Raw genomic sequence first — 22,974 nt, 5'->3', positions numbered from 1 at the left:
TGTTATCTCAAACGAATGGTAGAGATCTGTTCCGTGTTTAGTTTAGCATAATGAACAAGATTTCTTGCATACAACTCTGAATAACAATATTGAAAAAAAACACCTATGCAAAAAGTAGCCTTTAAAATGAAGCTGAAACCTGGCTTTAAAGATGAATATACAAAACGGCATACCGAGATATGGCCTGAACTTTCGGCCTTGTTGAAGGAAAATGGCATAAGCGATTATACTATTTTTCTGGATGAAGAGACCAATATGCTATTTGGCGTTCAACTGCAGTCGGGCCAGTCATCGCAGGATTTAGGCACAACCGAAATTGTACAAAAATGGTGGGCCTATATGGCCGATATTATGGAAACCAATCCAGATAATTCGCCGGTAAGTACGCCGCTTACACCGGTTTTTCACCTGGATTAATTTCACTATCTAAACACTACGCTATGTTTATCAAGCGACTTTTATACATCAGTACTTTTTGTGTGGTTGCTACATCTGCAACGGCACAAACCAAAGTTAAGCAGTCCAATGTTTGGCCTGCAGTTAAAAAAGAAACCCGCCCGTGGACCCGCTGGTGGTGGATGGGTAATGCCGTTGACCAAAAAAATATTGGCATGCTGCTGCGCAAATACCAGCAAGCCGGCTTTGGCGGGGTAGAGGTAACGCCTATTTATGGTGCCATTGGTTACGAGAGCCGATACATTGATTTCCTTTCACCCAAGTGGATGGATATGTTTAATTACACCGCTACTACAGCCTCGCAATTAGGCATGGGTGTGGATATGAATACCGGTACAGGCTGGCCCTTTGGCGGGCCGCAGATTAAGCCTGCTGATGCGGCAACACGGTTGATTGTGCAAACATATAAACTTAACCCGGGCGAGATTGTAAAAGATGCCATCCGTGTAAACGACCCTAAACAACGTGATGTGGCCGTATTGCAAGCCTTGGTGGCTTATGACGAAAAAGGCAATGCCACTAACGTAATGAGTAAGGTAGATGCTAATGGCAATTTTAACATGCCACCGGTAACTGCCAAAACCGAAATTTATGCAGCCTTTGCAGGTAAAACGCTGCAAAAAGTTAAACGTGCCGCCCCGGGTGGTGAAGGTTATACGTTGGATCACTTATCTAAAACAGCTACCGATACTTACCTGGCTCGTTTTACCAATGCTTACAAAAGTGGCCGGCCTAACGTACGAGCTTACTTTAACGACAGCTATGAGGTTTACGGCGCCAGCTGGTCGCCGGTGTTGTTTGATGCCTTTCAAAAAGATCATGGCTATGATTTGCGCCTGCATCTGCGCGAGTTGATGAGCGAGGATGATAAGGAAGCCATAGGCCGCGTAAAGTCCGATTACCGCGAAACCATGAGCAACATGCTATTGCATAACTTTACCCAAAACTGGACTAACTGGGCGCATGGATTAAAAAGTCTAACTAAAAACCAGTCGCACGGTTCGCCGGGCAACTTGCTTGATTTATATGGAACGGTTGACATCCCGGAATGCGAGACATTTGGTTCCAGTAAGTTTAATATCCCGGGCTTACGCCGTGATAGTGCAGACGTGCGCAATGTAGACCCTAACCCGATAATGCTCAAATTCGCCTCATCGGCAGGGCATGTGAACAGTAAACCGCTGGTTTCTTCTGAGACGTTTACCTGGTTAACGGAGCATTTTAAAACTTCTTACTCGCAATGTAAGCCCGAGGTAGAGCAGATATTTCTATCCGGTGTTAATCATGTTTTCTATCACGGAACCACTTACTCGCCAGAGGATGTGAAGTTCCCGGGCTGGTTGTTTTATGCCTCCATGAATATGGTGCCCGATAATAGCTTGTGGAGCCACGGCAAGGGGTTAAATGAATATATTACGCGCTGCCAGTCGGTATTGCAAGCAGGCAAGGCCGATAATGAGATATTGATGTACTGGCCAATTTATGATGCCTGGAACCATCATAAAGGTTTAGATATGCCCTTGGCCATTCATGATATTAATGAGTGGTTGATTCCAACCGCATTTTACAAAAATGCAACCAACCTGCAAAAAAAGGGCTATAGCCTGGATTTTGTATCCGATTTGGCCTTATCTAAAAGCATCGGTACCACAGCAGGTGTAAAAACAAGCGCTAACGCCAATTATAAAGTTTTAGTTGTGCCCGAATGTACTATGATGCCGGTTGAAACTTTGCAGCAAATAGTAAAGCTGGCTGCACAGGGAGCAACGGTGATCTTTCAAAAGTTGCCCGAAGACGTACCCGGCCTGGCAGATGTTGAAGGCCGCAGAGCAAAGCTGAAACAGCTTTTGTCAACCTTAAAGTTTTCTAATTCGGGCGGCGTAAAACAAGCTGCGGTAGGCGCAGGTAAAGTGTTGCTGTCAGCAGATTTAGATGATGCGCTTACAGCTGCATCGGTGCCGGCCGAAAAATTGGTGGAAACAGGTTTGCAGTTTATTCGCAGAGATGTAAATGGCAGCAAATATTATTATTTAGTTAACCATACGCCAAAAGCTATAGATACCCGCATACCACTGAACGGTGCGTTTGCTTCGATTACAATTATGGATCCGCAAAGCGGCAGCTTCGGTTTGGCATCAGCATCCACAACAAAACAAAAAACTTATGTCCGCGTGCAACTGCAATCGGGCGAGGCGCTAATCTTGTTTGCCAGTATGCAAGCCAAAGCAACATCGTCAAAATGGAAGTATCTGGAAAAACCAACCGGTGAGGTTAAACTCGAAAGTACCTGGAGTTTAGCGTTTACGCAGGGTGGCCCTACATTGCCTGCTCCTAAAAAATTGAGCAAGTTAACCTCATGGACCGACTTGGGAGATACTACAGCCGTTAACTTTTCTGGTACCGGCGTTTATACCAGTACGTTTACCCTGCCTGCTAAAACAGCAGGTGAGTACGTATTAGATTTAGGGCAGGTAGATGAAAGTGCCCGGGTATGGATCAATGGTAAAGAAGTGGGTATTTTATGGAGTATTCCATTCAAAGCCCGTGTAGGCAGTTTTCTAAAAGCAGGGCAGAATACCATCAAGGTTGAAGTAGATAACCTGATGGCTAACCGCATCCGTTACATGGATCAGCATAACATTGAATGGCGCAAATACCACGAGATTAATTTCGTGAACATCAACTACAAACCGTTTGACGCCGCGAACTGGAAGCCTGTGCCATCGGGGTTGTTGGGTCCGGTTAAGCTGGTGCAGTATTAGGGTTAAAATTTAGGGAAAAACACGGTCGCCACTCAGGTTTAGCTGAGTGGCACTATAGTTAGGTCCGGGCCGCAGGTAATTCAAGGCACTTTACAACAATGCACAAACACAATCGCGCGTATCTCATTCTACTCATCCTGCTAACGTGGGGTATAAAAGCTTACGCCGTTAAGTTTGATGTAGTTACCGCGCAATCCAAAGTAACTGTTGTTTATGAAGAAGGCCGGCAAAACCTTGATTCAATTACAGCGCATTTGCTGGCGCAGGATATTCAGCGCGTAACCGGCTATTTACCCAAGGTGTTAACTGATATAAATGCGGCAAAAGGCAATGTTATTATTGTGGGCACTGCACAATCAGCTTTACTGGTAAAGCTAAACGTTAATACGGCATCCTTAAAAGCCAAATGGGAAACTTATGCCTTGCAGGTTATCGATCATCCCACTAAAAGCATTAACCATGCATTGGCAATTATTGGTAGCGATGCCCGCGGCATGGCCTACGGTGTTTTCGATATTTCTGAACGTATGGGCGTATCGCCCTGGTACTGGTGGGCAGATGTAAAGCCGGTTCAACAAAAGGTGCTGACGTTAGAAATTAAGGCTTACACCTCAGCGCCGCCGTCTGTAAAATACAGGGGCATTTTCATTAACGATGAAGACTGGGGCTTACAGCCCTGGGCAGCCAAAACCTATGAACCTGAAACCGGCGACATAGGTCCTAAAACTTACGCCAGGATATTTGAACTTTTGCTGCGCCTGAAAGCTAATCTCATTTGGCCGGCCATGCATCCCAGCACCAAAGCTTTTTACTCTTATCCTGGCAATGCCAAAGTAGCGGCCGATTACCAGATTGTAGTAGGCTCCTCGCACGCAGAACCCATGCTGCGTAATAACGTAGGGGAGTGGAACGAGAAAAGCATGGGGCACTTTAACTACGTTACCAACAAACAGTCTGTTTATAACTATTGGGAAAGCCGGGTGAAAGAAAGCAGCGCTAACAACGCCATTTATACCATGGGTATGCGAGGCGTGCATGATAGCGGCATGGAGGGTGTAAAAGGCCCTAAGGAAGCGGTACCGCTGCTGGAGCAGATTATAGCAGATCAGCGTGGCCTGCTGCAAAAGTACGTAAACCGCGATGCCACCAAAGTGCCACAGGTTTTTACCATCTACAAAGAAGTGCTTGATGTATATGAAAATGGCCTTACCGTGCCTGATGATATAACCCTAATGTGGACTGATGATAATTACGGCTATATACAACGGCTTAGTAATGCGCAGGAGCAGCAACGTAAGGGCGGCTCGGGTGTGTACTATCATGCCTCATACTGGGGGCGTCCGCACGATTATTTGTGGCTCAGCACAACATCACCGGGCCTTATGCGCGAGGAAATGATGAAGGCTTATGATATGAATGCCCGCGAAATGTGGGTGCTTAACATAGGTGACCTGAAGCCTTGTGAGTATAACATGCAGCTGTTTTTAGACATGGCCTACCAGGCCGGCAACTTCAAAAGCAGCCGTGATTTAACGCAGCACTTGCAGCGGTGGTGTGCTGCAAAATGGGGAGCAGGTAAAGCTTCACATATCCGCGCCTTGCTGCAGCGTTATTACAATTTGGCCTGGGAGCGTCGCCCCGAGTTTATGGGCTGGAGTCAAACAGAACCAACTACCAAAACCAATTATACCGCTTACAATCACTTTGCTTATGGTGATGAGGCTGCCAATAGGGTAGGCGCTTACCAGCAACTGGCGCAAGAAGCATCTTCAATTTACAACAGCACGGGAATGCTCAACAAAGATGCTTTTTACGAGTTAGTATACTATCCTGTAAACGGCGCATCGCTTATCAACCAAAAGTTTTTGTACCGCGACAAAGCCTACCTGTATGGTAAACAAAACCGTTTAGTTGCACAGGAATACGCGGAGAGGAGCAGGAAAGCTTACCAAAGTATCCTTACCGAAACCGAATATTACAATCATAAACTGGCCGGTGGTAAATGGAATAACATCATGTCTATGCAGCCCCGTAATTTGCCTGTTTATCAGGAGCCGGATCTGCCTGCATTTGACCATAAAATATCAGCCGAAAGTTGGGGCATTGCGCCCGAAGGCTTGTACGGCGATACTTTGCAAGTGTCTCCGGCAACTTTTACATTGCCTGTAATAAGTCAATTAGCAGACAAGTCATATTTTGTAGACGTTTACCTGAAAAAGGATACCACTTTAAAGTGGAAAGCAGTACCCTCACAACCCTGGATAACATTATTAAATCAGGGCGAGTTGACGAATCAGGCGGGTAAAAGACAAATCCGGACCTACGTTAGTATCAACTGGAAACTACTGGCTAAGCAGCCGGGCTTACATAGCGGAAAGATTGATTTTACAACGGCGGGCAAAACTTATACGGTATTGGTAAAAGCCGATAACCAAACATCGGTTAAACTGGCCGGATATAAAGGGTTAATTGAAAAGGAAGGGATGGTATCCATATTCGCCTCCAGTTATTCCGATCAAAAGAGTGATTCACATCATTGGGATACCGATATCACGCTGGGGTATTCACAACATGCCTTAATAGCTAATTATACCAAGATTCACGCCGCAGTAGATACCAACTGGGCCACTGCATCGCATGTAAGCTATGATTTTTATACCCTTACCGATGCCAGCCGGCCGCAATTGTCGGTATTTACGGTGCCTACTCATCCGCTAAATAAGAATTACGGTATGCGCTACGCCGTTTCGGTTGATGGCAGTAAGCCGCAGGTTGTTAATTTTAAAACGGAGGCCCGCAGCAACGAATGGAAGAACAACGTTTTGAGCAATAACGCTATTCGTAAAATAAATTTGCCGGCGTTAAAGCCCGGCAAGCATCAGCTTAAATTATATGTAGTTGATCCGGGTGTTATTGTTGACAGATTTTTAATTAATTTAACACCCGATTATAAACCGGCTTACAGCCTTATTCCAGAAAATAAATTATAGCAGCCTGCATGGCTGCCATATTAATTTTGACCAAATCTTTTTAATTGTACGTTTGACAGTTATGAACCTAAAGTTTACCGCCCTTGCCTGCTTAACCGCTTTAACCTTTAATGCCGCTGCGCAAAAAAGTATGCCTATTATGGTAAATGCCGACAAGTCCATTGCTAAGGTGCAGCCCACTATGTGGGGCGTTTTTTTTGAAGATATTAACATGGGTGCCGATGGTGGCATTTATGCCGAGCTGGTTAAAAACCGTTCATTCGAGTTTGCCACGCCGCTCATGGGCTGGTCGGTTAAGGGCAAGAAAATAAGCGAGGGAGATGTACTGATACTTAATCGGCAGCAAAGTCCGGTTAATAATCCAAATCCACGGTTTATGCGGGTTAATGTAAGGGACGCTGCCAATAAAACTGATGTGGGTATAGTAAATGAGGGATTCAGGGGCATGGGTATCAAAAAAGGTTTATCCTACAACTTCTCTGTAATGTACCGGCAGGCAGCGCCCGGTGTAAAACTGCATATAGAACTGTTGGACGAAAAGAACAACGTAGTAGGTCAAACCGTATTGGTGCCGGCAGAAAGTGGAACAGAATGGCATAAACAAGGCGTAAGCTTTACGGCTAACAATACTGTTGCTAAAGGCAAGTTCGGTATGTGGCTGGAAGGTAATGGGGTGATTGATCTGGACATGATCTCCTTATTTCCAGGCGATACCTGGAAGCAGCGCCCCGGAGGGTTACGCAGCGATATGGTGCAGTTGCTGGCCGATATGAAGCCTGGCTTTATCCGTTTTCCAGGCGGTTGTGTGGTGGAAGGCCGCGACCTTGCCACGCGCTATCCCTGGAAAAAGACAATTGGTCCGGTTGAAAACCGTGAACTGAACATTAACCGCTGGAACACCGAATTTAAGCACCGTTTAACCGGCGATTACTTTCAAACCTATGGCTTAGGTTTTTTTGAATACTTCCAGTTGGCCGAAGATATTGGCGCACAGCCCTTGCCCATAATTAACTGTGGCATGGCCTGCCAGTTTAATACTGCCGAACTGGTACCATTAGAACAGTTGGGCTCTTATGTGCAGGATGCGCTTGACCTGGTAGAGTTCGCCAACGGTAATATTAATACCCCCTGGGGCAAGAAACGTGCAGAAATGGGCCACCCTGAGCCGTTTAATTTAAAAATGATGGGCATTGGTAACGAAAACTGGGGGCCGCAGTACTTGGAGCGTTTGAAGATTTTTACCGACAGTCTTAAAAAGCATTACCCGGATATTAAGATCGTAAACAGCTCAGGTACTGATCCTAATGGTGCCCGCTTTGATTTTTTGAACAACGCACTGCGTAAAAATAAGGCCGATATTATCGACGAGCATTATTACCGCTCGCCCGACTGGTTTTTTAGCAATGCTACCCGCTATGATAGTTATGATCGTAACGGCTCCAAAGTATTTGCCGGCGAATATGCTGCCCAAAGTGATGGCATAGCGAAGCCAACTAATCAAAACAACTGGCAATGCGCCATTGCCGAGGCCGCCTTTATGACCGGCTTAGAGCGTAATGCCGCTGTGGTAAGCATGGCCTCATACGCGCCGCTGTTTGCCCATGCCGAGGGCTGGCAATGGACGCCCGATATGATTTGGGTAGATAACCTGCATGTGTACGGCACGCCCAATTATTACGTACAAAAGCTGTACTCATTATATAAAGGAACAGATGTGGTATCAATTACAACAGGTAATAAGGCGGTGGCTGGTCAGGATAGCTTGTACGCATCGGCAGTGGTTGATCATAAGAGCAATGAGCTGATCATTAAAATAGTGAATGCCTCTAAAAAAGTACAAACGCGAAGTGTACAGTTAAAGAGCAATAATAAACTGCCGCTTACCGGTATACACACCTATATCAGCAATGATTTGAAAGCCGTTAATACTTTTGAGAATGCGGTAAATGTGAGCCCGAAAGATGAGCGCATTGCTGTGAAGGGGAAAACGTTGCCTATTACCCTTAAGCCTTATTCGTTTAATGTGGTAAGGTTGGCTTTGAGGTAGTAAGCTTGCCATAATACCTAAATAAAAAGTCCCGGGCAGTAATGTCCGGGACTTTTTATTTAGCAGTAACTAATAAAATCTACTGGTAATCTTCTTGTGCAGCTTGTGCACGGTTGGTTACCTTGCTAATAGCTTCGTCAGTGTACTGTTTTGCTTTTTCAATCCATTCAGGCGCTTGTTCGTTCCAATCGTCAATTATTGATTTTCCGTCTTCAACGCGTTTTTTTGTAATGTGTTTAATGCCATAGGCTGCAGCAGCACCTAAAACTGCCCATTTTAATAAGCTCATCGTATTTCTGATTTAAATTGTTTACTATTTATATGGACGGTAAACTGCAAGTTTGGTGCCAAAGACATTAAAAAACGCAATATACTTTAGGTACCGTTTTTTGATCCAATTTACTCCCCATCTATTTCTCCTGTCCTAATTATCAGTAGCTTAGATTAAACCTAAATGCCCTATTATGAGTAACCTATCTCAAATTCTCAGGTTTTTCTTTGTGCCCTCCTTACGGGGTGCTTTTGCCTACACTTACCAAAAAGCTAAAGGTATTTCCTTCCGGTACCTGATGCACGATTTATTTTCGGTGTTGCAGCAGGTTGGGCTGATGCTGATTTTTGCCATCATTGCATCAGTTATCTTTATTGTGCTGCCGCAGGGCATAGATACGCTGTTAGTTGTAATAGAAAATCTCGACGCGGGAAGGCCTGAAAATTACTTGTTCCTCTTGCTTACACTATTTATCTGGAGTGTGGTTTCTGAGTTTGGTGTACGGTATGCCATTTACGTAAGCGATAACTCCGGCAAAAGCCTAACCGACGCCCGTGTAACCTGGCGAAAAACGGTGCAGCGTGTAGTATCGGGCAGTTGTTTGCTTTGGCCAACCGTGTTAGTAGGCATAAGTTTGCTTATTTCTTTTGGCCGGCACAAAGACCTGGGCGCTATTGCATTGCCGTATGTTGTGGCCTTTACAGGCTTATATGTGCTGTTTAGTGTACTAACCAATCTATATTTTATTAAGGCGGAAGCTAGCAAGCCTCGGCTTAACCTGCGCAGGCTGTTTCCTACCGCCGAAAGCCTGCCGGCCACCGAGTACAATTGGGTGAGCAGGCTTTACGGCATTTATAATAACTACGTTTACTCGTTACCCAATCAAGGGCAGTTCAATGAGCCCGAATCGGGGTTGGTGGCGCAGTTTAATAATACATTTAACACTTCTGACGATCTGCGGAACAACTTTCCGCAAAGCAAGGTGCCAAGTAATGATACCAAAGTACCTGCTGAATTTGAGCTCATTAGCTTCAGCCCGCAATTGCCGGCCCATCCGCATACCTTGCAGTGGACCTACCGCATACCCGCCGGTTTTTATAAAAACCTGCACAAACAGGTGGTGATGGTTGCGTTGCTATCGTTAATTGTGTTTACTGTAATAAGTATCATACCGGTATCTACAAATTGGGAAGGCAGTAACTTTTTTGAGATGCTAGGTGCACCGGCTTTAGTTGCGCTGGCCTTTGCCTGTTGGATTGGTATGTATGTAGGCGTGCTGTATCTTGATTTTGCCCGGCTTCGCAAGTGGCCGGTATCGATCCGCTTCCTGTTGTTGTGCCTGCTCATTTATTCCTCTGTAAGCAACAAAGATCATCCGGTTAGGGAAGAGCTTCAGCAGGCCGACCTTATTACCAAAAGACCTGTGTTGAAAGACCATTTTTCAAGATGGTTTAGTCAGTACAAGGCCGAGTTGGATGCCTTTCATCCTGCGAGCAGGCTTGCTCCGGCAGGGGCGGATTCGGTTAAGGCTGATTCTGTTAGTAGAAGGTATCCGGTTATATTTGTTTGTGCCGAGGGTGGGGCATTACGTACGGGTGGTTTTACCGCTTTGTATTTAACTAAGCTGCAAAAGCGGTTGGAGCATGATAATATAGACCTAAAACGCTCTATATATGCCATGTCGGGCGTGTCGGGAGGAGCTCTGGGTTTAGGGTTGTTTAATGCAGTAGCCTACGGTAATTCATCTCAGGAACTGAGATACAAAAATAGTTTAGATAGTGCTGCTTTCGATTTTTTTAAAGGTGATTATATAGCGCCTGTAGTTGGAAAAATGTTTTTTGGTGATTTATTGAACTTGTTTTTGCCCTGGCACATCAACCGGCTTGATCGGGCCATTGCCATGGAGGAGGCCTGGGAAAATCGTTACAGCAAACTGCTCAGTCCAAACAGTTCCCGCAATATCTTCAGTGCTCATTTCGATACGCTTAACGTTACCAAAAACAACAAGCCACTTGTTATATTTAATACCGACGAGGTAGAAACCGGTCAGCAATGCTGGATCATGAATGCAGCGCCCGATGGCGTGTGGGGCAGCGGACAGCGCGATTTGCTGGCCGGCAAAATTAAAGGCAATATTGCCTATAGCACCGGCATCAATTTCAGTACGCGTTTTCCTTTGTTTTCACCTGGCGGAATGATAAAACAAGCCTGCCGTAAATATCATTATTTGGACGGCGGTTATGTAGAAAATACAGGGGCTGGCTCCATGCTCGAAATGTTAAAAGCATTGCAGTTACAGCATAGTAATCTGTTTGCACAAATTAGGCCGGTGGTCATATTTTTGCGCTTTAGTGATCAATTGGCCCCTGAGGATGGTAGTGCAAACCTAAATTTTGGGAATGAAATATTTGAAGTGATTGGCGGTATTTATAATGCCCGCAAAGGCCGGAGCGACGCCGCCGTGCACGACCTGAGGGATGTTATTGAAGGCATGGAGGGCGATTTTATCGACGCGCCGCTGTCGGCTAGCCAAAAAGATGTGCCCATGAACTGGATATTATCTGAGCAAAGTATGAATAACATTGTAAAAGATGTCGAGTTCAAGCTTAAAGATATGGCTGATATCAAAAATCGGCTCGCATTTGACAAAATCAAGTACCTACCTTTTTCGGCAACAAAGGAGGCCGCCTTACCAAAGCAGTAGGATGTGCAGAACATCACCCGGCATCACACAAAAGTACATTGCTTACGTTTAAGGTCTATATGCGCCGTTTGCTGCAAAAATGGTTTAAACAGCCTTTAATTCGTTTAGCTGATGAATATTCATCCCGGCCTGATGCCGTGCGGGTGCATGGCGCGCTTACAGCATTGTACAACTCCCTCATTACCAACAACGGCAAGCGGGGTATTATTATACCATTTGATGCGGAAAAGGATAAGTTTGTTATACTTTCCGATCAGCACAAGGGCGCCCGTAATCACGCCGATGATTTCATCCTTTCTGAAAAGAATTACCTGGCGGCGCTTGACTATTATGGGCAGCAACAATATCACTATATTAACCTGGGCGATAGCGAGGAGCTTTGGGAGAATGGCATACTGGCGGTAAAAAAGCATAATAAAGCCACTTTTGAAAAGGAAAAGCTGTTTTTAAAAAGTAATGCCTTCATTAAAATATTTGGTAACCACGACCTGTACTGGGATAACGATCCGCTGGCGGGTATTATGCTGGAGCAGATCTATGGTGTGCCGGTTAAGATTTATGAAGGCGTAATATTGCAAACAAAAGTGAACAATAAGCCGCTGAGCATTTACCTCACTCACGGCCATCAGGGCGATTTGCAAAGTGATGGCAACTGGTTTAGTAAATGGTTTGTTGCCAATGTATGGGGGCCGTTGCAGGCCTATCTCGAAATAAACCCTAATACGCCGGCCACTAATGATCACCTTAAAACGCAGCACAACCAAATCATGTACGAGTGGAGCAGCCGGCAAAATAACTTGTTGCTTATTACCGGACATACGCACCAACCTGTTTTCCGCTCGCTTACCCATTTGGAGCGGTTGTATATTGACCTGGAAAAGGCCGAACAGCAGGGCGATACTGCCGTAGCGCAAAGTTTGCGTGCGCAAATCAACAAGCATGTGTTAAAGGGCGATGCTAAGTTTAGCTTTCCGGGGTACCGGCCATCTTACTTCAATACTGGTTGCTGTTGTTATGATGATGGTGACATTACCGGTATCGAAATAACGGAAGGCTGTATGCGGCTAATAAAATGGGAATACGACAAGGCCGGGCAACCTGAACGCATAGTATTGGATGAGAGTAAGCTGGAGGAGATATTAATCGGCCTGGCTGAAATTCGGCAGTAAATGGTTATAGAATAGGTTTCAATTTTTAACTTTGCTGCAAATTGTTATGAAAGAAGCTATTAATAACAACCCGGTTACACCACCCTGAAGTTTGAGCTCCGGTTGCATTCCTTCCGTTCTCCGGTATAGTTGGCTTTCCCTTAATGTATTTGTTTCCATGCTTGTGCAGCATTTTATTGCTGGCTGTTTTTATGTTATTTAATTATGTCTTCTTTAGGTCTCTTCAACTTTTCGCAAAAAGTAAATTATAAAAACGAAATACTGTCCGGTCTTACAGTAGCCATGACTATGATGCCCGAGTCATTGTCGTTCGCTATCCTGGCTGGCTTTCCGCCATTGGTGGGTTTGTATGCTGCTTTCATCATGGGGTTGGTTACTGCCATACTTGGTGGTAGGCCGGGGCTAATATCAGGCGGTGCAGGAGCCACTGCAGTGGTGCTTATTGCGCTCATGAAATCGCACGGGTTGGAGTATGTATTTGCAGCGGTAGCACTGGCTGGGGTAATTCAGATTGTGGTTGGTTTATTTAAGCTGGGTAAATTCATTCGTTTGGTGCCCCAACCAGTTATGTACGGCTTTGTAAATGGCCTTGCCATTATTATTTTTATGGCACAGCTTGAGCAGTTCAAAACCGTGGTTAATGGGCAAACTATTTGGTTAAGCGGTACACCACTTTACATAATGGCGGGCTTGGTAGCGCTAACTGTTGGTATTGTACTGTTGCTTCCAAAGCTTACTAAAGCAGTGCCGCCATCGCTTGTAGCTATTATTGTGGTGTTTGCTATAGTGCTGGGCTTCGGCATTCATACCAAAACAGTAAAAGATATAGCCGCCGTTAGCGGTGGTTTTCCTCCGTTTCATATCCCGGCTGTGCCGTTTGGTTTAGGTACTTTCCAGATAATATTCCCGTACGCTTTAATTATGGCGGGTGTTGGCTTAACCGAAGGCCTGCTTACGCTAAACTTAGTAGACGAAATAACAGCTACCAAAGGCAACGGCAACCGGGAGTGTGTAGCCCAGGGCACTGCAAACATCTTGAATGGTTTCTTTTTTGGAATGGGTGGCTGCCCAATGATTGCTCAAACGTTGGTTAATTTAACAGCAGGCGCGAGGGCGCGCTTATCGGGCATTGTGGCTGCGTTAACTATACTGCTTATTATTTTGTTTGGTGCACCCATTATTGAAAGGGTACCTATGGCTGCCTTAACCGGCGTAATGATTATGGTTGCAATAGGCACATTTGAATGGGCAAGTTTTCGAATTATTAACAAAATGCCTAAGCAGGATGTATTTGTAGGTATTTTGGTAGCGGCGGTTACCATTTGGCTGCATAACCTGGCGTTGGCTGTTCTTATTGGTGTGATAGTTTCGGCCCTGGTATTTGCCTGGGAAAGCGCCAAACGTATACGTGCACGCAAATATACCGACGAGGATGGCGCCAGGAACTATGAAATATACGGGCCGTTGTTTTTCGGTTCGGTAACGGCCTTTAACGAAAAGTTTGACGTAGCCGGTGATCCTCAAAAGGTTGTTGTTGACTTTAAAGATAGCCGGGTTTCAGACATGTCGGCCATTGAAGCATTGAACAAACTCACCGAACGTTACCACAAAGCCGGCAAAACACTCCACCTCAAACACCTCAGCCCTGATTGCCGCCAGCTATTGGAAAACGCCGGTGCTGTAATTGATGTAAATATTCTGGAAGATCCGGATTATAGAGTTGCAACAGATAAGCGTAAATAGAGTACCTGATTCGTAGGTGGTGTTATCAAATTTAATTTATCTCAAATTGAGGAAGCTGAGATTGCTTTATTCCCAAACATGGTGATGTTATAAAACTCTTTTACAATTAAATATTAGTATTCAATAACAGCAGAAACAGCAGAGGCTCCATTAGGAGCCTCTGCTGTTATTATCATGTACCGTATTCTGGTGTAGTTACTTCGCTTTCTTCAAACTCATACTCGCTTAGGGGCGGACATGAGCAAATGAGGGTACGGTCGCCGTAGGTATCGTTTACACGACCTACTGATGGCCAGAACTTGTGCTCGGCTACATAAGGCAGCGGGAACGCCGCTTTTTGGCGGGTATATGGATGGCTCCACTCGTTAGCTGTAATTACAGCGGCTGTGTGTGGCGCATTTTTTAATGGATTGTCGGCTTTATCTAACAGGCCTTTCTCCACATCCTCAATTTCGTGACGGATGGCGATCATGGCATCACAGAAACGATCCAGCTCATGCTTAGGTTCTGATTCTGTTGGCTCCACCATAACTGTACCCGCTACCGGGAAAGATACTGTTGGCGCATGGAAACCGTAGTCCATTAAGCGTTTGGCAATATCGGTTACTTCAACACCAAAGTTTTTGAAGCTGCGGCAATCTAAAATCATCTCGTGTGCGCAACGGCCTTGCGAACCGCTGTACAATACCGGGTAGTGCTGCTCTAAACGAGTTTTAATGTAATTAGCATTCAGGATGGCATATTTGGTGGCGTTGGTTAAGCCATCGCCGCCCATCATAGCAATATAAGCATGCGAGATAACCAAAATGGAGGCCGAACCCCATGGTGCTGCAGATACGGCAGGGATAGATTTACCCTGATCGATATTTACTACCGCATGGCCGGGCAGGTAAGGCACCAGGTGTTTAGCTACACCAATAGGGCCCATACCGGGGCCGCCGCCACCGTGAGGTATACAGAATGTTTTATGTAAATTCAGGTGGCAAACATCGGCGCCAATATTTGCCGGACTGGTTAAGCCTACCTGGGCGTTCATGTTGGCGCCATCCATATAAACTTGGCCGCCATTGGCATGTATCACTTCACATATCTCAATAATAGACTCTTCAAAAACGCCATGGGTTGATGGATAAGTTACCATTAAGCAGCTCAGTTCATTTTTGTATTGTTCTGCTTTGGCTTTCATATCAGCCACATCAATATTGCCGTTATCGTCGCATTTAACCACCACGATCTTCATGCCAGCCATAGCTGCCGAAGCCGGGTTGGTACCGTGTGCCGATGATGGAATTAAGGCAATATTACGGTGGTGATCGCCTCTGTCGTTATGATAAGCCCGGATTACCATTAAGCCGGCATACTCGCCTTGTGCACCGGCATTTGGCTGTAAGCTCATGGCGGCAAAGCCGGTAATTTCGCTAAGCCATTTGTTCAGTTCGTCAAATAACTGCATGTAACCGCCGGTTTGATCAGCCGGTGCAAAAGGGTGCATTTTACCAAGCTCAGGCCAGGTTACCGGGATCATTTCGGTAGTGGCGTTCAGCTTCATAGTACATGAGCCTAATGCAATCATTGAATGCGTAAGCGAAAGATCTTTAGCCTCTAATGATTTGATGTAACGCAGCATCTCATGCTCTGAGTGATGCGAGTTGAATATAGGGTGCGTTAAGTAGGCAGACTGGCGTTGCAGTTCGGCCGGTATAACGGTTTCCAGGTTTGCTTTCAGCTCATCAAAGCTTACATCATTCAGCGTTTTGCCTTTTACTTTGGCAAAAAAGCGGATTATAGTTTTAATGTCCTCAGGCGAAGTAGTTTCATCTAAAGCAATGCTTACAATTGAACCCTCATAATGCAGGTTCATCTCGTTATTCAACGCTTCGGCATGGATAGAGCCGGCCAAACTGCCTACCTCAAATTTAATGGTATCAAAATAGCTGTTGTTGAGTTGCTCATAACCCAACTGACCTAATGATTGGGCCAGTAAAACGGCTAATCCATGCACACGCTGCGCAATGAGTTTTAACCCTTGCGGACCATGGTACACACCATACATGCTAGCCATGATAGCTAACAAAGCCTGTGCAGTACAAATGTTTGATGTAGCCTTATCGCGGCGGATGTGCTGCTCGCGGGTTTGCAGGGCCATGCGCAGGGCATAGTTACCGGCGCTGTCAATAGTTACGCCAATGATACGGCCAGGCATTGAGCGTTTGTATTCTTCTTTAGTAGCAAAAAATGCCGCATGCGGGCCACCAAAGCCCATCGGAACGCCAAAACGCTGGCTGGTGCCTACCACAATATCGGCACCCCACTCGCCCGGAGGCGTTAACAGTACCAGGCTCATTAAATCGGCCACTACGGTTAATTTAATGTTTTTGGCGTGTGCAGCAGTAGCAAAGTCGGTATAATTATAAACTGCACCGTCTTTGGCAGGGTATTGTACAATGGCGCCAAACATTTCGTCGGTCAGTTCAACCGTGCGGTGGTCGCCAATTACCAGCTGAATGCCGTAAGGCTCGGAGCGGGTTTTTAAAATATCTATAGTTTGCGGGAACAGTTCTTCAGAAACAAAAAAGGTGTTGGCCTTTTGATTTTTACGCAGGCTGTATTGCATAAACATAGCCTCAGCAGCAGCAGTACCTTCATCAAGCAAAGAGGCATTGGCCATTTCCATTCCGGTTAAATCAATAACCATGGTTTGGAAGTTTAACAAAGCCTGTAAACGGCCTTGTGCAATTTCGGCCTGGTAAGGCGTGTACTGCGTATACCATCCCGGGTTTTCCAAAATGTTGCGCTGAATAACGCCCGGCACAATCACATCATAATACCCCTGGCCAATCATTGATTTGAAAACCTTGTTTTTAGATACGGTTTGTTTCAGCGTATTCAGGTAATCGAACTCACTTTTGGCAGCAGGTAAGTTAAGCGGAGCCTTTAAACGGATCTTCTCAGGAACGGTTTGTTCAATCAGTTCATCTAAAGAGTTTACACCAACGGTTTTCAGCATTTTAGCGGTGTCTGCGTCGTTTGGTGCAATGTGTCTGGCCTGGAATTTTTCCTGGTAATCGATATTCAATTTCATGAAACGGGATGCCCTATTTGTTTGCCGCAAAGGTACATTTTTAAGCCCTGATTAACAATCGGTAAACAAATAGTGACAATGGTATTGCTTAAACAACAGCGGTGTATTACTTGGCAATAGTAAGTCATCTGCTTAAGAATTTTAATTATTTTAGCAGCCGGTATTCCGGTAAAATTATATGTTGTTAAACGGGGTGTTTTTGTAATTAAAATTTGCTTCATGATCGGCGCTTTAAAAAAAGTTGGTGTTATTATTCCTTTCTATCGTGATACAATTTCTGATTATGAAAACATTGCATTGCAGCAATGCCAAAAAGTTTTGGGTAATCATCCCCTTATTGCCATAAAGCCGGAGCATCTAAAACTACCCCAGGCAGCTGCACAGTTGTCATTAAGCGCTGTAGTTAGTTTTGATAACAGTTACTTTGAAAGCATAGCCGGTTATAACAAACTGATGCTGTCTGAAGAGTTTTACGGCAAGTTCCTGGACTATGAATACATCCTGATTTACCAGTTGGATGCTTTTGTTTTCAGCGACCAGCTTTTGCACTGGTGCAACCAGGACATTGATTATGTAGGTGCTCCCTGGCTGCGCGATATTGACCATGGTGATCTGTTTAAGGCGGCAAAGTCTGAGGTGCAGTATTATGTACATACCCGGTACGATGTTCAGAAGAACGGCGAACCCAGCCCAAAGCAGTTTGAGAACCGTACGGGCAATGGCGGCTTTTCATTACGCAGGGTAAAAAAGTTTTATGATATAACCATAAGCCGTAAGCAGGACATTCAAAAGTACCTGGCCCGAGAAGGTAAGCACCAGTTTAATGAAGATGCCTTTTGGAGTATAGAGGTAAACCGGAAAAAGAAGGTATTGAATATTCCGGATCATAAAAAGGCGGTAGGCTTTGCTTTCGAAAATTCGCCGCAAAGGGCCCTCAATATAAATAAGCAACAATTACCCTTTGGCTGCCATGCCTGGGATAGGCATGTGGAGTTTTGGCATCCTATTTTTAAGCAGCACGGCTACCCGCTTATGCAGCATACAATGTTCAATAATTTTAAGGCAGATTTGCCGGTTGATATCAAATGCCTCTACCGTATTTCTGATGCGGGCAACCCCAAATTAAAGCTGGATGTTGCTACTAAAATGCACTGCCTGGATAACTTTATTAAGGAGTTTAAAAATAACATTTACGTATTTGCCGATAACTGCAGCCATGAAACTATTGAGGCTATCAAAAGCCGCGGCATTGAGCCGGTAAAAACCTCATTGGGCAACTCAAAATCATGGCGGTATGTGGTTGAACGTGCGCTGGAAAACTTTGATGATAATAGCTACGTTTACTTAATTGAAGATGACTATCTACATTTGCCCGGCTCGTTAACGGCCTTGCAGGAAGGATTGGGCGTGGCCGATTATGTAACGCTGTATGACCACCCTGATAAGTATCTTAATTCGGAAGAGGGGCCTAACCCCCACATTGCACAAGGTGGTGAGTTAAGCCGCGTATTGCTAACCAAAAGCACGCACTGGAAACATACCAATTCCACAACCATGTCGTTCGGGGTTAAGGTTAAAACCTTGAGAGAAGATAAGGAAATATGGTGGCGCTTTACCCATAACCATATACCCGATGATTTTCATGCCTTTCAAGTACTTACACACCGCGTGGTACCAGAGAAGAAAACACTATCCAAAAAAATAAAAGGCTTGATAGCTGCCCCCGAATTTAAAAACGAAAGGCGCGTGCTTATAAGCCCAATACCCGGTTTTGCCACCCATGCAGAGCTGGATTTATTAAGCCCCATTACGCATTGGCATCCCATCAAATCATGGGAAGAAGTTTAAAGTTATAAACGGCCCTCTTTTTTGGCTACCTTATAAGCCTTACCCACAAAGGCCAGGTTTTTAAAAAACAATGACGGGTAAACCTTCAGGTAACGCAGGTTTCGAAACAGTTCGCGATAGGCCAGGCTGGCTGGTAGTTTATATTTAATCAGGTATGCTATATAAGCCCTGAACGTTTGTTTTTCGATCACAAATTTTTGCTTGGCCGTTAGCTCTTCGGTATAAGCAGGCAGTTGATTAATCCATTTGGCATTAAATTTTGCAGTTTCAAATACCCACTCCTTGCTTAAGCTTCCTTCCGAAAAATGTTCCATCAGTACATCGTAAGTAACCACTACCTGGTAGTGCTGCCTTACCTGCATCGAAAAATCCAGATCGTACTTATGGAAACCTGTAAACGTGTCTTCATCAAAACGTGCCTTAGCCAGCACCGTCCGGGTAGTGCAAAACCATACGCCATCCACACTAACTACCTCGGTCAGCTTTTCGTTCCGGGGGTTACGGTAAGTATGCTCAGCCGCCAATTTGTTGTATTTATAGGATTGTAAAACGTTCAGGTAATCGGTACGGTCGCCGCCTACGCCTTGCCAACCCGATGGCGATAGGGGTTTGTAACTACTGCCCGCCACGCCTATCAGACCAACGGCCGGATTTTCCTGAAACAGGCGGTTTACGATTTCACCCCACCTGGCTGTTTTAATGCTAACATCTTCGTGCATAAAGCACAAAATATCATACTTTGCCTGCGCTACACCTTCGTTGTAAATCTGGCACATACCTTTAGCGCCGGTGCTGTTATCAAACGCCAGAATTTCAAACGGCACACCAACAGTTTCGGCAATATTTACACGCACATCGGCCAGTAATTTTTGGTTAGCCGAAGATATTATAACAGAGATCATTTATAAGTAATTGAAACTTGGTAAATTTTTGTTTTGGCTGATTGTTCAGCGGCTGTATTTTACTTTCTCTAACGGGCGGCCCTATACGAACGGTAAATATGCTTGCTTAGCTTAAAGAAAAACTTAGGCCACTTTTTACGGTAAACGGTGCAATGCCACAAGGCCTGGTAAACCAAACGCATAGGCACTTTGGCCGCAACAGCCTGCGATATAAAGAGGAAAAATGTTTTGCTCTCAGCGGTAAACTGGTCATCCGGATCAATAGGCGCCGATTGGGCCGGTAAGTGTTTATACCATTTATTGTGCAGTTTTAATATCTCAAAAACCCACTTGTCATCGTAAGTCCCTTCCGAAAAATGATGCAATAGCACATCGTAAGTCACCTTTACTTTATAGTGTTGCCTGACAGCCAGCGAAAAATCGACGTCGTAGGCATGAAAGCCGGTGAAGGTTTTTTGATCGAACGGTATTTGCTGAGCCACTTTTCGTGGGGTGCAAAACCACACGCCGTCAATACTAACTACTTCGGTAAATTGATCATTGTGCGGGTTTCGGCAGTAATGCTTTAATTCGGCATTGGTCTGTTTATAGCCCTGCAAAATATTCACATGGTCGGTAAAAAAACCTATGCCATGCCAGCCGGATGGCGCGGCATTTTTGTAGCTACTGCCGGCTATGCCTAATAAACCCAAATCAGGTTCGGTAGCAAACGTATTAATAACATGCTGCCCCCAATAGGCTGTTTTAAACGCTACATCCTCGTGCACAAAGCACAAAATGTCATATTTAGCCTGCCTGGTTCCCTGGTTATAAATTTCGCAAATACCTCTTGCGCCGGTACCGTTATCAATACCTATTAGCTCATAAGGTACGCCTATCGTAGCGGCTATGTTTTCGCTAACACTGGCCAGCATGTGGGGTACAACTGAGGATATTATAACAGATATCATGCACAAGCTTTAACACAGCAAAGCTATAAAATTTATTAGCAGAGCCTGTTAGTTAAAATTTAGCTAATTTTGCGGGATTTTATTCTTTTAAATGAAGACGTATTTCCGTTTACTGGGTTATGCCAAGCCAATTGAAAAATTTGCTATTCCTTACATTATCTGCACACTGTTTGCTGTAACGTTTAATACCCTCAACCTTGCTTTACTTGCCCCGTTATTGCAAACGCTGTTTATGGGTAAGGATAAAGGAGCCCCAACTGTTAACACAGAGTCGGCTGATAGCCTGAGCGGCTTTTTTACCTATCATGTTAACGAAATTGTAATTAAATACGGTACCTGGGGCGCATTGCAGTTTGTATGCGGCATTATAATTGGGTCGGTTGTTTTAGCTAATCTTTTCAAATACTTCTCACAACGCACCATGGAAAACATGCGTGCGCATACTTTGCTTAATTTACGCCGTGCCGTATTTGGCAATGTAATGAACCTGCACCTGGGGTATTTTAACAATGAACGCAAAGGTGATATCCTATCCAAAGTTGCATCAGACGTTCAGATAGTGCAATACTCGGTAACCGGTACCTTGCAGGTAATTTTTAAAGAACCATTGCAGCTTATTGCTTACCTGGTTACTCTATTTGCCATATCAGTTAAACTTACTTTGTTTTCATTACTGGTAATACCTGTTGCTGCTTTTATTATATCCAGAATTGTAAAAAAACTAAAGGCCCAGGCTGTATTGGCCCAGGAGGTTTACGGCAATATGATCAGTTACCTGGACGAGGCACTTTCTGGTATCCGTATTATTAAAGCCTTTAATGCTACCGAATATACCAAGCAGCGTTTCCATAACGAAAATGCCCGTTATACAGCTATTATAAAAGGTATGGCGCGCCGCCAGCAACTGGCTTCGCCGGTATCTGAAGCGTTAGGCGTAACTATGGTAGCCATAATTGTGCTATATGGTGGCTACCTGCTAATCAGCAATCAGTCTACGCTTACGGCGCCAACTTTCATTAGCTACATTGCGCTGTTTTCGCAGTTGATGAGGCCGGCTAAGGCCATAGGCGACTCTTTTTCGTCTATACATTCGGGCATTGCAGCCGGCGAACGCGTATTGGAACTGATAGACGAAAAGCCGCAGATTGTTGATGCGCCTGATGCCGTTGCTTTAAATGGCTTTAACCAGGGTATTGTGTTTGAAAACGTAAGTTTTGCCTACGGCGATAACGAAGTGTTAAAAGAAATAAACCTAAAGATACCTGCCGGTAAAACGGTGGCTTTAGTAGGTCCGTCGGGCGGTGGTAAATCTACTCTGATGGATTTGATACCACGCTTTATTGAACCCCAAACTGGAAAAATACTGGTTGATGGCAATGACCTTCGAAAGGTAAAAACAGATTCGTTGCGTGCGCTGATGGGCGTTGTAAACCAGGAATCCATTTTGTTTAACGATACCATTTACAACAACATTGCCTTTGGCAAACCCGGCGCCACACCACAGGAAGTAGAAGCAGCAGCCCGCATTGCCAATGCTCATAGCTTTATTATGAACACCGAGCAGGGCTACCAAACAAGTGTGGGCGACCGTGGTGTAAAACTATCGGGCGGACAAAAGCAGCGTATATCAATAGCACGTGCCGTATTAAACAATCCGCCTCTTATGTTGCTGGATGAAGCTACCTCGGCTTTGGATACAGAATCGGAAAAACTGGTGCAGGATGCTTTGAATAACCTGATGAAGGATCGTACCTCATTAATTATTGCACACCGTTTAAGCACTATCCAAAACGCCGACCTGATCATTGTACTTGAAGCCGGCCGCGTGGCCGAACAGGGCACGCACCTGCAGTTGATGCAGAACAATGGCTTATACCGTAAGCTTATTGATATGCAAACCTTCCAGACAGAATAATTCGCCTGACCTGCAATAGTTAAACTGCATGTGTTATAAGATGCAAGGCTTATGTCATGCTACGCTGGCGTAGTGTGGGCTGCGTCTAGCTGAAAGTATGCAATAAATCACTATTTAGCTACTTGCCAAACCAGG

At 44.9% G+C, this 22,974-nt stretch carries 14 protein-coding genes; 9 read left to right on the top strand and 5 right to left on the bottom strand.

Going from position 1 to position 22,974, the window contains the following annotated elements; genetic code table 11:
* Positions 1-105: 105 nt before the first annotated feature.
* The 4 genes from rhaM (at position 106) to ABDD94_RS20415 (ending at position 8,255) form a co-directional block, all read left to right on the top strand.
* The gene (rhaM, locus tag ABDD94_RS20430; RefSeq protein WP_345953779.1) at positions 106-417 is read left to right on the top strand and encodes an L-rhamnose mutarotase; all 312 of its coding nucleotides are present in this window, start codon (positions 106-108) and stop codon (positions 415-417) included.
* A 23-nt stretch (positions 418-440) separates the two neighbouring features.
* Complete coding sequence (locus ABDD94_RS20425; protein ID WP_345953778.1) at positions 441-3,218, top strand: glycosyl hydrolase; 2,778 nt, start codon at positions 441-443, stop codon at positions 3,216-3,218.
* A gap of 98 nt (positions 3,219-3,316) precedes the next feature.
* Positions 3,317-6,208, top strand: a complete 2,892-nt coding sequence (locus ABDD94_RS20420; RefSeq protein ID WP_345953777.1) for a glycosyl hydrolase 115 family protein — start codon at positions 3,317-3,319, stop codon at positions 6,206-6,208.
* 61 nt (positions 6,209-6,269) lie between these two features.
* Positions 6,270-8,255: an alpha-L-arabinofuranosidase C-terminal domain-containing protein gene (locus ABDD94_RS20415; protein ID WP_345953776.1), complete on the top strand. Its 1,986-nt coding sequence runs from the start codon at positions 6,270-6,272 to the stop codon at positions 8,253-8,255.
* A gap of 79 nt (positions 8,256-8,334) precedes the next feature.
* On the opposite strand, the gene ABDD94_RS20410 is transcribed toward ABDD94_RS20415, so the two are convergent.
* The gene (locus ABDD94_RS20410; RefSeq protein ID WP_345950254.1) at positions 8,335-8,544 is read right to left on the bottom strand and encodes a YtxH domain-containing protein; all 210 of its coding nucleotides are present in this window, start codon (positions 8,542-8,544) and stop codon (positions 8,335-8,337) included.
* Between the two features lie 175 nt (positions 8,545-8,719).
* Here ABDD94_RS20410 and ABDD94_RS20405 point away from each other — a divergent pair, with 175 nt between their 5' ends.
* From ABDD94_RS20405 to ABDD94_RS20395, 3 genes are all read left to right on the top strand, one after another.
* Complete coding sequence (locus tag ABDD94_RS20405) at positions 8,720-11,230, top strand: hypothetical protein (protein ID WP_345953775.1); 2,511 nt, start codon at positions 8,720-8,722, stop codon at positions 11,228-11,230.
* A gap of 59 nt (positions 11,231-11,289) precedes the next feature.
* Positions 11,290-12,399 (top strand): metallophosphoesterase, encoded by a 1,110-nt coding sequence (locus ABDD94_RS20400; RefSeq protein ID WP_345953774.1) that lies wholly within the window; start codon positions 11,290-11,292, stop codon positions 12,397-12,399.
* 204 nt (positions 12,400-12,603) lie between these two features.
* Positions 12,604-14,142, top strand: coding sequence for a SulP family inorganic anion transporter (locus ABDD94_RS20395; RefSeq protein WP_345953773.1), 1,539 nt, complete (start codon positions 12,604-12,606; stop codon positions 14,140-14,142).
* A gap of 172 nt (positions 14,143-14,314) precedes the next feature.
* Here the strand turns inward: ABDD94_RS20395 and gcvP are convergent, their stop codons facing one another.
* Together gcvP and ABDD94_RS20385 are read right to left on the bottom strand one after the other, a co-directional pair.
* The gene (gene gcvP / locus ABDD94_RS20390; protein ID WP_345953772.1) at positions 14,315-17,224 is read right to left on the bottom strand and encodes an aminomethyl-transferring glycine dehydrogenase; all 2,910 of its coding nucleotides are present in this window, start codon (positions 17,222-17,224) and stop codon (positions 14,315-14,317) included.
* Positions 17,221-17,445, bottom strand: coding sequence for a hypothetical protein (locus ABDD94_RS20385; protein ID WP_345950259.1), 225 nt, complete (start codon positions 17,443-17,445; stop codon positions 17,221-17,223). Before ABDD94_RS20385 ends, gcvP begins: the two co-directional genes overlap by 4 nt.
* On the opposite strand from ABDD94_RS20385, the gene ABDD94_RS20380 reads away from it, so the two are divergent.
* Entirely contained in the window at positions 17,444-19,072 is a 1,629-nt protein-coding gene (locus ABDD94_RS20380; RefSeq protein WP_345953771.1) for a DUF5672 family protein, read from the top strand. The two genes, ABDD94_RS20385 and ABDD94_RS20380, sit on opposite strands and share 2 nt — an antisense overlap.
* Positions 19,073-19,074: 2 nt before the next feature.
* Here ABDD94_RS20380 and ABDD94_RS20375 read toward each other — a convergent pair whose 3' ends face one another.
* Both ABDD94_RS20375 and ABDD94_RS20370 read right to left on the bottom strand, forming a co-directional pair.
* Positions 19,075-19,974, bottom strand: coding sequence for a glycosyltransferase (locus ABDD94_RS20375; protein WP_345953770.1), 900 nt, complete (start codon positions 19,972-19,974; stop codon positions 19,075-19,077).
* Positions 19,975-20,042: 68 nt separating this feature from the next.
* Entirely contained in the window at positions 20,043-20,924 is an 882-nt protein-coding gene (locus tag ABDD94_RS20370; RefSeq protein WP_345953769.1) for a glycosyltransferase, read from the bottom strand.
* Positions 20,925-21,015: 91 nt separating this feature from the next.
* Here ABDD94_RS20370 and ABDD94_RS20365 point away from each other — a divergent pair, with 91 nt between their 5' ends.
* On the top strand, positions 21,016-22,839 hold the full coding sequence (locus ABDD94_RS20365; protein ID WP_345953768.1) for an ABC transporter ATP-binding protein: 1,824 nt from the start codon (positions 21,016-21,018) through the stop codon (positions 22,837-22,839).
* Positions 22,840-22,974: the final 135 nt, after the last annotated feature.

Source organism: Mucilaginibacter sp. PAMB04168 (genome assembly GCF_039634365.2).
In the GTDB taxonomy this organism is placed as follows: domain Bacteria; phylum Bacteroidota; class Bacteroidia; order Sphingobacteriales; family Sphingobacteriaceae; genus Mucilaginibacter.
This window is presented reverse-complemented; position numbering and strand designations above follow the sequence as displayed.